At 66.5% G+C, this 13,003-nt stretch carries 16 protein-coding genes; 10 read left to right on the top strand and 6 right to left on the bottom strand.

What is annotated here, in order from left to right; translation table 11 throughout:
• The first annotated feature begins 36 nt into the window (after positions 1 to 36).
• From WFK98_RS09815 to era, 8 genes are all read left to right on the top strand, one after another.
• Positions 37 to 2,244 carry a RelA/SpoT family protein gene (locus tag WFK98_RS09815; RefSeq protein WP_266337821.1) on the top strand — a complete coding sequence of 736 codons (2,208 nt, stop codon included), beginning with the start codon at positions 37 to 39 and terminating at the stop codon, positions 2,242 to 2,244.
• Between the two features lie 37 nt (positions 2,245 to 2,281).
• The gene (pyrE, locus tag WFK98_RS09810) at positions 2,282 to 2,860 is read left to right on the top strand and encodes an orotate phosphoribosyltransferase (protein WP_266337820.1); all 579 of its coding nucleotides are present in this window, start codon (positions 2,282 to 2,284) and stop codon (positions 2,858 to 2,860) included.
• Between the two features lie 30 nt (positions 2,861 to 2,890).
• Positions 2,891 to 3,457 carry a DUF2062 domain-containing protein gene (locus tag WFK98_RS09805; RefSeq protein ID WP_266337819.1) on the top strand — a complete coding sequence of 189 codons (567 nt, stop codon included), beginning with the start codon at positions 2,891 to 2,893 and terminating at the stop codon, positions 3,455 to 3,457.
• 27 nt (positions 3,458 to 3,484) lie between these two features.
• On the top strand, positions 3,485 to 4,249 hold the full coding sequence (locus WFK98_RS09800) for a pyridoxine 5'-phosphate synthase (RefSeq protein ID WP_336800082.1): 765 nt from the start codon (positions 3,485 to 3,487) through the stop codon (positions 4,247 to 4,249).
• A complete protein-coding gene (gene acpS / locus WFK98_RS09795) occupies positions 4,246 to 4,650 on the top strand; it encodes a holo-ACP synthase (protein WP_266337817.1) in 405 nt (134 codons plus the stop codon). The genes WFK98_RS09800 and acpS overlap by 4 nt, the downstream gene beginning before the upstream one ends.
• A gap of 154 nt (positions 4,651 to 4,804) precedes the next feature.
• Entirely contained in the window at positions 4,805 to 5,560 is a 756-nt protein-coding gene (gene lepB, locus WFK98_RS09790) for a signal peptidase I (protein WP_266337816.1), read from the top strand.
• A gap of 20 nt (positions 5,561 to 5,580) precedes the next feature.
• The gene (rnc, locus tag WFK98_RS09785; protein ID WP_266338191.1) at positions 5,581 to 6,279 is read left to right on the top strand and encodes a ribonuclease III; all 699 of its coding nucleotides are present in this window, start codon (positions 5,581 to 5,583) and stop codon (positions 6,277 to 6,279) included.
• On the top strand, positions 6,269 to 7,192 hold the full coding sequence (gene era / locus WFK98_RS09780) for a GTPase Era (protein ID WP_266337815.1): 924 nt from the start codon (positions 6,269 to 6,271) through the stop codon (positions 7,190 to 7,192). Before rnc ends, era begins: the two co-directional genes overlap by 11 nt.
• Here era and WFK98_RS09775 read toward each other — a convergent pair.
• The 6 genes from WFK98_RS09775 to xth all read right to left on the bottom strand — a co-directional run bounded on the left by WFK98_RS09775 (position 7,189) and on the right by xth (position 10,812).
• Entirely contained in the window at positions 7,189 to 7,455 is a 267-nt protein-coding gene (locus WFK98_RS09775; RefSeq protein WP_336800080.1) for a TfoX/Sxy family DNA transformation protein, read from the bottom strand. The two genes, era and WFK98_RS09775, sit on opposite strands and share 4 nt — an antisense overlap.
• Positions 7,452 to 8,156: a helix-turn-helix transcriptional regulator gene (locus WFK98_RS09770; protein WP_336800079.1), complete on the bottom strand. Its 705-nt coding sequence runs from the start codon at positions 8,154 to 8,156 to the stop codon at positions 7,452 to 7,454. The genes WFK98_RS09775 and WFK98_RS09770 overlap by 4 nt, the downstream gene beginning before the upstream one ends.
• A 4-nt stretch (positions 8,157 to 8,160) precedes the next feature.
• A complete protein-coding gene (locus WFK98_RS09765; protein WP_266337812.1) occupies positions 8,161 to 8,463 on the bottom strand; it encodes a hypothetical protein in 303 nt (100 codons plus the stop codon).
• 87 nt (positions 8,464 to 8,550) lie between these two features.
• Positions 8,551 to 9,600 carry a DUF2332 domain-containing protein gene (locus tag WFK98_RS09760; protein ID WP_336800078.1) on the bottom strand — a complete coding sequence of 350 codons (1,050 nt, stop codon included), beginning with the start codon at positions 9,598 to 9,600 and terminating at the stop codon, positions 8,551 to 8,553.
• A gap of 10 nt (positions 9,601 to 9,610) precedes the next feature.
• On the bottom strand, positions 9,611 to 10,021 hold the full coding sequence (locus WFK98_RS09755; protein ID WP_336800077.1) for a GFA family protein: 411 nt from the start codon (positions 10,019 to 10,021) through the stop codon (positions 9,611 to 9,613).
• Between the two features lie 8 nt (positions 10,022 to 10,029).
• Entirely contained in the window at positions 10,030 to 10,812 is a 783-nt protein-coding gene (xth, locus tag WFK98_RS09750; protein ID WP_336800076.1) for an exodeoxyribonuclease III, read from the bottom strand.
• 152 nt (positions 10,813 to 10,964) lie between these two features.
• Between xth and WFK98_RS09745 the strand changes: the two genes are divergently transcribed.
• Together WFK98_RS09745 and WFK98_RS09740 are read left to right on the top strand one after the other, a co-directional pair.
• On the top strand, positions 10,965 to 11,390 hold the full coding sequence (locus tag WFK98_RS09745; RefSeq protein WP_336800075.1) for an OsmC family protein: 426 nt from the start codon (positions 10,965 to 10,967) through the stop codon (positions 11,388 to 11,390).
• 83 nt (positions 11,391 to 11,473) lie between these two features.
• Positions 11,474 to 12,961, top strand: a complete 1,488-nt coding sequence (locus tag WFK98_RS09740) for an AMP nucleosidase (RefSeq protein WP_266337808.1) — start codon at positions 11,474 to 11,476, stop codon at positions 12,959 to 12,961.
• Positions 12,962 to 13,003: the final 42 nt, after the last annotated feature.

The following is a 13,003-nucleotide window of genomic DNA, read 5'->3' as shown; positions in this document are numbered from 1 at the left end:
TGCCCGGCCTATTCGCGCGCCTTCGGAAATAGCGCCATGATGCGCCAGTATGAACTCCTCGAGCGAGTCCAGCGGTACAATCCGCAGGCCGACGAGGGGCTGTTGAACAAGGCCTATGTGTACGCCATGCAGAAGCATGGCTCGCAGCGGCGCGCCAATGGCGACCCTTACTTCTCGCATCCGCTCGAAGTCGCCGGCATCCTCACCGACCTGAAGCTCGACGACGCCACCATCGCGGTCGCGCTGCTGCATGACACCATCGAGGACACGGACGCGACGCGCTCCGAGATCGACGGAATGTTCGGCGAGGATATCGGCCGGCTGGTCGAGGGCCTCACCAAGATCAAGCGCCTCGACCTGGTGACCAAGAAGGCGGCGCAGGCGGAGAATTTCCGTAAGCTGCTGCTCGCCATCTCCGAGGATGTGCGCGTCCTCCTGGTGAAGCTCGCGGACCGGCTTCACAACATGCGCACGCTCCACTTCATGCCGGAGGAGAAGCGCGGCCGGATCGCCGAGGAGACGCTGGAGATCTATGCGCCGCTGGCCGGCCGCATGGGCATGCACGACATGCGCGAGGAGCTCGAGGAGCTCGCCTTCGCCGTCGTCAACCCGGAGGCGCATCTCGCCGTCACCAGTCGCCTCGCCGAAGTGCGCTCGCGCAGCGAGAGCCTGATCGAGGCGATCGAGAAGGACCTGCGCGACAAGCTCGAGAAGCACGGCATGAAGGCGAAGGTCTTCGGCCGCACCAAGCGCCCCTATTCGATCTTCCGTAAGATGGAGCGGAAGGCGATCTCGTTCGAGCAGCTTTCCGACATCATCGGCTTCCGCGTCATCCTCGACACGACGGCGGAGTGCTATGCGGCGCTCGGCATCGTCCACACCACCTGGCCGACCGTGCCGGGCCGGTTCAAGGACTATATCTCGACGCCGAAGCAGAACGACTATCGCTCGATCCACACCACCGTGGTCGGCCCCGGCCGCCAGCGCGTCGAGCTGCAGATCCGCACGCGCGAGATGGACGACGTCGCCGAATACGGCATCGCCGCCCATGCCCTCTACAAGGACAAGGGCAACGGCAACCTCTCCGACGAGAGCCGCGCCTATACCTGGCTGCGCCGCACCGTCGAGATGCTGGCCGAGGGCGACACGCCGGAAGAGTTCCTGGAGAACACCAAGCTGGAGCTCTTCCACGATCAGGTGTTCTGCTTCACGCCGAAGGGCCGCCTGATCGCGCTGCCGCGCGGCGCGACGCCGATCGACTTCGCCTATGCGGTGCACACCGACATCGGCGATACCTGCGTCGGCTGCAAGATCAATGGCCGCATGATGCCGCTGACGACCGAGCTGCACAATGGCGACGAGGTCGAGATCATCTGCTCCAAGGCGCAGGTGCCGCCGCCGACCTGGGAATCGATCGCCATTACCGGCAAGGCGCGCGCCTCGATCCGCCGCGCCGCCCGCACGGCGATCCGCAAGCAATATGCCGGCCTCGGCCGCAAGATCGTCGAGCGCGCCTTCGAGCGCGCCGGCCGCGACTTCTCCGAGGACCGGCTGAAGGCGGCGCTGCCACGCCTCGCGCAGCAGAACATCGAGGACATGCTCGCTTCTGTCGGGCGCGGCGAGATCCCGTCCGTCAACGTCCTGAAGGCTGTCTATCCCGACCACAAAGAAGAGCGCGCGGCCGTGCCGAAGGGCGGCAACGGCACCGGCGGCGAACCGGGCTGGTTCGGCCTCAAGAAGGGCTCGGGAATGATGTTCCGCGTCCCGACGGGCGAGACGCAGGCGGAGCTGCCGGCGATCCCGATCCGCGGCCTGCATGGCGATATGCCGGTCCGTTTCGCGCCCGATGCCGGAGCTGTGCCGGGCGACCGTATCGTCGGCATCATGACGCCCGGCGAGGGGATCACCATCTATCCAATCCAGTCGCCGGCGCTGAAGGAGTTCGACGACGAGCCGGACCGCTGGCTCGACGTGCGTTGGGACATCGACGCCGCCCATCGCGAGCGCTTCCCGGCCCGCATCGAGGTGACGGCGATCAACGAGCCCGGCACGCTGGCGCAGATCGCCCAGATCATCGCCGACAATGACGGCAACATCTCGAATCTGCGGATCGTGAAGAGCGCGCCGGACTTCTCGGAACTGGTCATCGACCTCGAAGTGTGGGATCTGAAGCACCTCAATCGCCTTTTGAGCGACCTCCGCGAACGCCACGTCGTGAGCGCGGCGAGCCGCGTCAACGCCTGACGGCCGCCGCCACGACAAGACCTGGACTGGACATAGAATGAACCAAGCCGAAATCCTCGATGTCTTCCGCGAATCCGGCGCATTGCTCGAGGGGCATTTCATTCTGAGCTCCGGGCTGCGCAGCCCGATCTTCCTGCAGAAGGCCCGTGTCTTCATGTATCCGGACCGGACCGAGCGCTTGTGCAAGGCGCTGGCGGCGAAGATCCGCGAGGCCGGCATCGAGTTCGATCTCGTCGTGTCGCCGGCGCTGGGCGGTCTCATCCCGGGTTACGAGACGGCGCGCCATCTCGGTGTGCCGGCGATGTGGGTCGAGCGCGAGCAGGGCGAGTTCCGCCTGCGCCGCTTCGAGCTGCCGGCGAACGCGAAGATCCTGGTCGTCGAGGACATCGTCAGCACCGGCCTGTCGATCCGCGAGACCATCACCGCCATCCGCGCGATTGGTGGCGATGTCGTCGCCGCCGCCTGCCTGATCGACCGCTCCGACGGCGAGGCCGAGGTCGGCGTGCCGCTGATCTCGCTGACCCGCTACAAGGTTCCGGCCTATCCGGCCGATCAGTTGCCGCCGGAACTCGCCGCCATCCCGCCCGTCAAGCCGGGCAGCCGCAGTCTCGCCTGAGACTCCCCCCGAGGCGTCTAAGCCTAGATCATGCTCTTTCGTCGTCGCCGTCCGCTCAAGTTTCACCAGAAGCTGAACCACTTCATGTGGCCGAAGGGCGGCTGGAAGCGCGCGATCCGCTATTACGTCAAGCGCCTGCTGCGCCTCTCGGGCTCGCCGCATTCGATCGCGGCGGGCTTCGCCGCCGGCGTGGCGCTGGCGATGACGCCTTTCATCGGCTTCCACTATCTGCTCTGCTTCGCCGTCGCCTTCCTCGTTCGCGGCAATGTGCTTGCGGCCGTGCTCGGCACGACGATCGGCAATCCGCTGACCTTTCCCCTGATCTGGGTCGGCACCTACGAGACCGGCAGCCTGGTCCTCGGCTGGTTCGGGCAGTCGCCGGAGCGGCTCGGCTTCCACGACCTCCGCCACAAGCTGCTGACCGAATCATGGCGCGAAATCTGGCCGATCATGGAGCCGATGCTGGTCGGCGCCGTGCCGCTCGCCCTGGTGCTGGGCGGAATCTCCTATGTTCTCGTCTATTTCGCCGCGCAGGGCTTCCAGTCATCGCGCCGGCATCGCTTCGCCGTGCGTCGCCAGGCGCTGCATGGTAAGTAGCGATCATCTTCGAGAGGGGAATCTGCCGTGACCGTCCGCAATGAACTGCGCCTTGGAATCAACGTCGATCACGTCGCGACCATCCGCAATGCGCGGGGCGGCGTGCATCCCGATCCGGTGCGGGCGGCGAAGGTAGCGGTATCGGCCGGCGCCGACGGCATCACGGCGCATCTGCGTGAGGATCGCCGCCACATCATCGACAGCGACATCGAGCGGTTGCGGGCCGAGATCGCCCTGCCTTTGAACTTCGAGATGGCGGCGACGCGCGAAATGGTCGAGATCGCCCTGCGCCAGCGCCCGCATGCGGTCTGCATCGTGCCGGAGCGGCGCGAGGAGCGGACGACCGAGGGGGGCCTCGACGCCGCCGGCCAACTGGCGCATCTGCAGCCGATGGTGCTCGAACTCGGCGCCGCCGGCATCCGCGTGTCGCTCTTCATCGCCGCCGACCGTCGCCAGATCGACGCCGCCGTCGCCCTCGGCGCGCCGGTGGTGGAACTGCACACCGGCACCTATTGCGAGGCCATCGACGAGAGCCCCGAGGCGTTCGAGCGCGAGCGCGCCCGGATCGAGGACGCCGCGCATTACGGCGCCGGTCTCGGCCTTGAGATCCATGCCGGTCACGGCCTCACCTACGACACGGTCAAGCCGATCGCCGCGATCCCGGTGATCCGTGAGCTCAATATCGGCCATTTCCTGATTGGCGAGGCGGTGTTCGTCGGCCTCGACCAGTCCATCCGCACCATGCGCGCGCTGATGGACGAGGCCCGCAACGCCGTGGATGCCCGCTCGTGATCATCGGCCTCGGCAGCGACCTGATCGATATCCGCCGCGTCGAGAAGACGCTGGAGCGCTTCGGCGCGCGCTTCACCGAGCGCGTCTTCACCGAGATCGAGCAGAAGAAGTCCGACCGGCGCGCCCAGCGCGCCGCCTCCTATGCCAAGCGCTTCGCCGCCAAGGAGGCCTGCGCCAAGGCGCTCGGAACCGGGCTCAACCATGGCGTCTTCTGGCGCGACATGGGAGTCGTCAACCTGCCGAGCGGCAAGCCTACCATGGCGCTGACGGGCGGGGCGGCGGCGCAGCTGGCGCGCATGCTGCCGGAAAACCACCATGCCGCGATCCACCTGACGATCACCGACGACTACCCGCTCGCGCAGGCGTTCGTGATCATCGAGGCGCTGCCGAACCCGGTATGATCGGCGCGGCGGCGGCGCCGTCCGGATGATGCCCGGTGATGCCCCGGCAAATTCCATCTCGGGCGGGTGCACTCGTTGCGCAGATGCCACCGACTCTGTATGAACCAACCTCCGCTGGAAGGCGAGTTGCAATCGGGATCGATCGGAAGGACGCATGAGCGTGGCGGGCGAAAAGTACAAGGCCGAGCGCGGCGGCACGGGCGAGACTGTCAAGATCGTCGTCAATGCGCTCATCCTGGCGCTGATCGTTCGAACCTTCCTGTTCCAGCCCTTCAATATTCCTTCGGGATCGATGAAGCCGACCTTGCTGGTCGGCGACTATCTGTTCGTCTCGAAATATGCCTATGGCTACAGCAAGTACTCGATCCCCTTCGCGCCGGACCTGTTCTCGGGCCGAATCTGGGCTACGCCGCCGGAGCGCGGCGACGTCGCCGTGTTCAAGCTGCCGCGCGATCCCTCGGTCGATTACATCAAGCGCGTGATCGGCCTGCCGGGCGACAAGGTGCAGATGATCAACGGCGTCCTCTACCTGAACGGGACTGCCGTGCCGAAGGAGCGGATCGAGGATTACGTAACGACCGACGAGTTCGGAACCGAGACGCATGTGCCGCGTTACAGGGAAACGCTTCCGAACGGCGTGAGCTACACCGTGCTCGATCTCGATCCGCGCAGTTTTTCCGACGACACCCCTGTTTATGAAGTGCCGCCCGACCACTATTTCATGATGGGCGACAACCGGGACAATTCGACGGACAGCCGCGTTCTCGGAGCGGTCGGCTATGTGCCGTTCGAGAATTTCGTCGGCCGTGCCGGCATGGTCTTCTTCTCCGTCGACGAGGGGGCGAAGGCCTGGCAGTTCTGGGAATGGCCCTGGACCGTTCGTTTCGACCGCATTTTCAAGGTGATCTGAGCTTGGCTTCCGAAGAACCGCTGCAGCGTCTCGAAGAAAGGATCGGTCACCGGTTCGTCGATCGCGGCCATCTGGTTCGGGCCCTGACCCATGCCAGCGCCGTGGCAGAGAGCCATCTGGCGCATGGCGAGAGCTATCAGCGACTTGAATTCCTCGGCGACCGGGTGCTGGCGCTGGCGATCGCCGACATGCTGCTCTCCGCCTTCCCCGACGCCGACGAGGGCGAGCTGGCGCGCCGGCTGACCGGCCTTGTCCGCAACGAGAGCTGTGCCGAGGTGGCGCTCGATATCGATCTTGGCCACTGGATCCGTCTCGGGGGCGGCGAGGTTCAGTCGGGCGGTCGCCGCAAGGCGGCGATCCTCGGCGATGTGTGCGAGGCGGTGATCGGTGCTATCTTCGTCGATGGCGGCCTGCCGGCGGCGCGCGCCTTCATCGAGACGCACTGGCGCAAGCGCATGCTGAACTGGACCGGGCCGCTGCGGGACGCCAAGACGACCCTGCAGGAATGGGTCCAGGGACGCGGCCTCGCCGCCCCGAAATATGCAATCGCAGAGCGGAGCGGGCCTGACCACGCGCCGCATTTTACCGTTGAAGTGAAGATCGAGGGCATGCCGACCGTCCTCGGTTCGGGCCGTTCGCGGCGCGAGGCGGAGCAGAAGGCGGCGACCGCCGTGCTGCTGGCCCAAGGCGTATGGAGAGAAGAAACGCATGCCGTCTGACCTGGTGAATTCCGAGGAGACCGCGACCCGCTGCGGCTTTGTCGCCCTGATCGGCGCGCCGAACGCCGGCAAGTCGACGCTCCTCAACCAGCTGGTGGGCACCAAGATTTCGATCGTCACGCACAAGGTGCAGACGACGCGCGCCATCATGCGCGGCATCGCGCTGGAAGGCGCCTCGCAGATCATCTTCGTCGACACGCCCGGCATCTTCCAGCCGAAGCGTCGGCTGGATCGCGCGATGGTGGAGACCGCCTGGGGTGGCGCCAAGGACGCTGATCTCGTTTGCGTGCTGGTCGACGCCGAGCGCTTCCAGAAGAGCGAGACGGCCCAGATCCTCGACAAGGTGGCCGCCGTCGGCCAGCCGAAGATCCTCGTCATCAACAAGATCGATACCGTGCCGCACACGGCGCTGCTGGAGATGGCCGCCAAGGCCAACCAGACGGTGAAGTTCGAGCAGACCTTCATGATCTCGGCGCTGAAGGGGCATGGCTGCACCGACCTGATGGCTTATCTGGCCCAGCGCGTGCCGGAGGGCCCATGGCTCTATCCGGAGGATCAGATCTCCGACCTGCCGATGCGCAACCTCGCCGCCGAGATCACGCGCGAAAAGATGTTCCTGCGCCTGCATGACGAGCTGCCCTACCAGTCGACCGTCGAGACGGAACTCTGGAAGGACCTGCCGGACGGCACGACCCGCATCGAGCAGACGATCTATGTCGAGCGCGAAGGCCAGAAGAAGATCGTGATCGGCCACCGCGGCGAGACGATCAAGGCGATCTCGATGGCGGCGCGCACGGAGATCCAGGAGATGGCCGAGCGGCCGGTCCACCTGTTCCTGTTCGTCAAGGTGCGCGAGAACTGGGGCGACGACCCCGAGCGCTACCGCGAGATGGGAATCGAGTTCCCGCGCTAGGGATTGCCGGAATCGAGTTGGGCGCGGAGGCGAGACTTGGTCTCCGCGTCGACAGCTCGCATCGGAATGTCCTCGATGACGGCGTACAGGCACCAGAGTGCATTGAGGCTGACCCTGTCCGGGTCGCGATGCTTCAGGCGCCAATAGGCCTCGACGGCGCCGATCCGGCGAAGATCGCTTTCGAACCGGATATCGACCGCTTCCAGCCAGCCGGCCGTCGTCGGGCCGATCCCCGGAACCAGCCGGATTGGGCGGTCGCTCATGACGTTTTTCCTTGATGGCTGCGCTCTTCCCGCAGCTGCTTCAGATAGTCCGCCAGCGTCCGGCCCGGCTCCGGCCGGAAGATGGCGTCGAGCATCTTCGCCTCCATGACGCGGTCGAGGCGGAACATGCGGAAATCCTCGCGCAGCTCGCACCAGGCCGTCGCCGTCCAGGCATGGCCCCAGGCCTCGATCGCCAGCGGCCGGATCGTGCGCTCGGTCAGCGCCTCGCTGGCGCTGCGATAGTTGAGCTGCATCTTGCGCTTCTGGCGGATCGCCTTGCGGAACAGGGCTAGCTGCGCGTTGGCCGCGCCGATCAGGGCAGGGGAATTCACCTGCACCGCATCGCGCCAGATCTCGCCGCGGCGGGATTCCGGCAGCACGGCGTCGATCTTGACCAGCGCCTCGCGCACGGCGGCCGCGAGCTCCGGATCGGCCCAGGCCTCGACGAAACGGGCGCCTAGCGCCAGTCCTTCCAGTTCTGCCTGGGAGAAGGCGAGGGGCGGCAGCAGCAGCGTGCCGCGCAACACATAGCCGACGCCGCGCTCGCCCTCGATGGGCACGCCCGTCGCCACCAGCGCGTCGATGTCGCGATAGACGGTGCGGACGGAGACCTCGAGCGTGTCGGCGATCTCCTGCGCTGTGCGGAGGCGGGCGCCGCGCAGCACCTGGACGATCTCGAACAGGCGGTCGGCGCGCCGCATCCGGTCAGCCGGAATAGGCGACGGGATAATAGCCGCTCTGGAAGGATGGCCGGTCGATCAGGGCGGAGAAGGCGGCGGCGTCGGGATGGCCGGCCAGTCGCTCGCCGGCGGCGCGGGCGGATTCGCGATCGAGCCAGTGGACGATCTCCGTCCAGCTGCCATCCTCTGCCTGCGCGATGCTGCGGGCGAGAAAGCCGCGTTGCCGGCGCAGGACGCTCATGGCGTCGTCCGCTGCGCGGACAAACTGGCTCTCCTCGATGCCCGGCACCAGCGAATAGGAGCTGATCTCGAGAATGTTGCGATTCATGGCGATACCCTCGCGGGACAGTGTCGATACTGTCAGCATAAGGATACCCAACTGACAGCGTTGTGTCAGTTGCCTCCACCGATCGCGCTATCGTGCCTGCCACTCGACGAAGCGGCCGTGAAAGTCGGCGCGGGCGATTTCGCGGTCGGCTCCGTTGGGCCAGGACTTCAGGCGAACGGCAGCGGTTTCCTTGCCATCCGCTTCCATACGCAGCCAGGCGACGGGGGATTCCAGCGTTGCTGACTGGCCGGCCGAGTCGATCGATGCCGTGATGGCGGCGCGCGTCGCCTCCGGCAGATACTGCCAGACGATGGTGTGAACGAGCACGCGAACGCCACCGGCAGCCGGTGGTGCGGAGAAGCGGTTTGCGACCCAGGCGGCGGCGTCCGCCTTCTCGACACGCCATGGCGCGGCGGCGGCCATATCCAGCGCGGCGCCGGCGCGGGAGAGACGCTCCGCCTGATCGGCCCAGATATAGGCGAGCAGGCGCTCGCGATCCGGCGTCGCGGCCGGATCGAGCGGGTTCAGGTCGCAGCCGGCGCGGCTGCGGATCGCGAACGGTGTCGACGTGTCCGGCAGGATGCCGCGCCATTCCGAGCGGACAAGCACGGGCGAATCGGCGCTGCCCCGGACAGCGGTGCCGAAGTCGTAGCGATAGCGGTCGAAGCCGAGGTTGAGGCCCATGCTGGCGCCGATTTCGTGCCAGTCCAAAGGCAGGCCGAATTCGCGGGCGAGGAGCAGGGCGCTGCCGAGCAGCACCGAGGACCGCGCCACCTCATTGGTCTGCGGCGGGCTGTCGAGCCAGTCGTGCAGGAAGTCGTCTTCGGCGGCGATGGCGTCGTGGATGGCCGTCCTGAGCCTTGCGCGGTCGGGCGGCGACGGCGGATAGGCGGCGGGGAGCCCGGCCGACCTGCCGGATCGTTTCACGGCGTGCAGGCCGCCGGCGGCCCGGAGCGCCAGCGCATCGGCGAAAGGATCGCCCGGCCAGCCTAGAATACGGCGGCCGAAGCGGCTGCTTTCGTCGAGAACTTCCGCCAGGATGTCGCAGACATCGGCCGTAAAGGGAGAGCCGAGCTTGCGGCAGGCGCCGGCCTGGGATCGAAACGCTTTCAGCACTTCGCCGACGTCGCCTGCCATGCGCGCTTTCCTATTCGTCGGGTTCGCCGAGATGCGAGGGAAGCTCGGCGTCGAAGCCCTTGCTGGCGTCGCGTCGGCTGCCAACCCAGATATTGTGTCCGACCCTGAAACGGTCGGGTTCGTCCAGCGAGGCGAGCGTCACGTCGACCTTCAGCGGATCGTCGGTGGACGTCATCATCAGCGGCGTGCCGCAATCGGCGCAGAAATGCCGGCGACCGGTGGCCGACGATTCGTTGATCGCCGGGCGGCCCGCCGTCAGCTGGAATGCGGAGGCGTCGAAGGTCGCCCAGGTCAGGAACAGCGCGCCGCCCGCCAACTGGCACATCCGGCAATGGCAGTGGCAGACGATCCGGGGCGGGCGGTCGATCGTATAGTGGATGCGACCGCACAGGCAGCCGCCCGTGATCGGCGCCGCGCTCATCACCTGGCTCAAATGCGAAGCTCCACATGGACGGGGACGTGGTCGGACGGCTTGTCCCAGCCGCGGACGTGCTTGTCGATGCCGACCGAGACGAGGCGATCGGCGGCCTGCGGCGATAGCAGGAGATGGTCGATGCGGATGCCATTGTTCTTCTGGAAGGCGCCGGCCTGGTAGTCCCAGAAGGTGTAGAGCCCGTCCTCGTCCGTCGTGGCGCGGAGCGCGTCGGTGAGGCCGAGAGTCTCGATGGCGCGGAAGGCCTTGCGCGTCTCCGGCTGGTAGAGCGCGTCATTAACCCAGAGCGAGGGATCCTTGGCGTCGCGCGGCTCGGCGATCACGTTGTAGTCGCCGGCGAGCACCAGCGGTTCCTCGAAGGCCAGACGCTCGGCCGCCCAGACGCGCAGGCGCTCCATCCAGGCGAGCTTGTAGGAGAATTTCGGCGTGTCGATCGGGTTGCCGTTCGGCAGGTAGAGCGAGACGACGCGCAGCGCGCCGCTCTCGACCGAGAAGACGCCCTCGATGAAGCGGGCGTGCTCGTCGGCGTCGTCGCCCGGCAGGCCGCGATTGACCTCGTCGAAGGGAAGCTTCGACAGCAGCGCGACGCCGTTGAAGCCCTTCTGGCCATGCGTCGCAACATTGTAGCCGAGGTCCTCGAAGGCGGAGGTCGGGAAGCCTTCATCGACCGATTTGATCTCCTGCAGGCAGGCGATGTCGGGCGACGCCTCCTTGATCCAGGCAAGGGCCGTGTCGATTCGGGCTTTGACGCCGTTGATGTTCCAGGTCGCGATCTTCATGCCGGCAGAGTAGCCGATCCGAAGGCACTTGCCACCGGGCGGTGTGCATCCGGGATGCATCTTGCACACCTGACGCCTTGCGCGCCGGGCGTTGCAGCCTAACTCTAAGGGGCGCCGGCGCGGGCCGGAGGATCCAGAGCAAGGAGGCTTGAATGCCGGTCAGGACATCGGACGCGAAGTGGCAGGGCGACCTCAAGAGCGGCAAGGGGACGGTGCATCTCGGCAGCGGCGCCTGGGAAGGGCAGTACAACTTCTCGTCGCGCTTCGAGGAAGGCAAGGGCACCAACCCCGAGGAACTGATCGCGGCGGCGCATGCGGCCTGCTTCTCGATGGCGCTGTCCGCCGGCCTCTCCGGTGCCGGCTTCACCGTCGATTCGGTCGCCACCTCGGCGAAAGTGAAGGTCGAGCCGGTTCCGGGCGGTTTCGAGATCACCAAGATCGATCTCGTCACCGAGGCAAAGGTCCCGGGGATCGACAAGGCGGCCTTCGACAAGATCGCCGCGGCGACCAAGGAAGGCTGCCCGGTGTCGAAGGCGCTGAAGGCGGTGCCGATCTCGCTCGACGCCAAGCTGGTCTGATTCCGGCTCGTCTCGTTCAGCCGGCGCGTGGCTTGACCGCGTGCGCCGGCTGGCCGACAGTCGCGCCCCGAAAGTGGGGTGCCATGACGACCGATCCCGTGCTGTTCGATACGCCGAAGCCGATTGCCAGCGAGACCTTCACCGATCCGGACCTGGCGATCGCCAGGCTGGAGGAGATCTACGATCTCCACACGGCGCATCTGCGCGACCGTTTCGACGCGCTGCTGAAGGGGCATCCGCCCGTCGGTCGCGTCCGCGCCACCTATCCCGAGATCCGCTTCACGACGACGAGCTACGCCAAGATCGACTCGCGCCTGTCCTATGGCCATGTATCGGGGCCGGGAAGCTACGCCACGACGGTGACGCAGCCGAGCCTGTTCCGAAACTACCTGAAGGAGCAGATCAAGCTCCTGGTGCGCAATCACGGCCTGCCGGTCACGGTCGGTCCGTCGAACCTACCGATCCCGCTGCATTTCGCCTTCCCGAACGGCGTCCATGTCGAGGGGCAACTCGCCGAGAAGATCGAGCGGCCGCTGCGCGACATGTTCGACGTGCCGGATCTCGCCGTCACCGACGACGCGATCGTCAACGGCACCTATGAGCCGGTTCCCGGCGAACCGCTGCCGCTGGCGCCGTTTACCGCGCCGCGCATCGACTATTCGCTGTTCCGCCTGGCGCACTACACGGCGACCCACGCGGAGCATTTCCAGAACTTCGTCCTGTTCACCAACTACCAGTTCTACATCGACGAGTTCTGCGTCCGCGCCCGCAAGCTGATGGCCGAGGGCGGCGGCGGCTACGAAGCCTTTGTCGAACCCGGCAATCTCATCACGCCGGCCGGCGCGACCGAGCCGGTCGCCGGCATGGCGCCGCCGCGCCTGCCGCAGATGCCGGCCTATCACCTGAAATTCGCCGGCAATGCCGGGCTGACTATGATCAATATCGGCGTCGGCCCCTCCAACGCCAAGACAATCACTGACCATGTCGCCGTGCTGCGCCCGCATGCCTGGCTGATGCTCGGCCACTGCGCGGGCCTCCGCAACACGCAGGCGCTCGGTGACTATGTGCTGGCGCATGGCTATGTCCGCGAGGACCACGTGCTCGATGCCGACCTTCCGAGCTGGATCCCGATCCCGCCGCTCGCCGAAGTGCAGGTAGCGCTGGAGGACGCCGTCGAAGCGGTGACCGGTCTGGAGGGCTACGACCTGAAGCGGATCATGCGCACGGGCACCGTCGCGACGATTGACAACCGCAACTGGGAACTGCGCGATCATCGTGAGCCGGTGCAGCGCTTCTCGCAGTCGCGCGCCATCGCCCTCGACATGGAATCGGCGACCATCGCGGCGAACGGCTTCCGCTTCCGCGTTCCCTACGGAACGCTGCTCTGCGTCTCGGACAAGCCGTTGCATGGCGAATTGAAGCTGCCCGGCATGGCGTCGGAATTCTATCGCCGCCAGGTCGGCCAGCACCTGGAGATCGGCATCCGCGCCATGGAGATGCTCCGCGAAATGGCGCCGGAGCGGCTCCACTCCCGCAAGCTCCGAAGCTTCACCGAGACGGCGTTCCAGTAGGGACGCCGGTTCTTGGCATTTGTCGGCAAGGCTCCTATATTG

Origin of the sequence: Kaistia sp. MMO-174 (genome assembly GCF_037147815.1) — a bacterium.
Classification (GTDB): Bacteria; Pseudomonadota; Alphaproteobacteria; order Rhizobiales; family Kaistiaceae; genus Kaistia; species Kaistia nematophila.
This window is presented reverse-complemented; position numbering and strand designations above follow the sequence as displayed.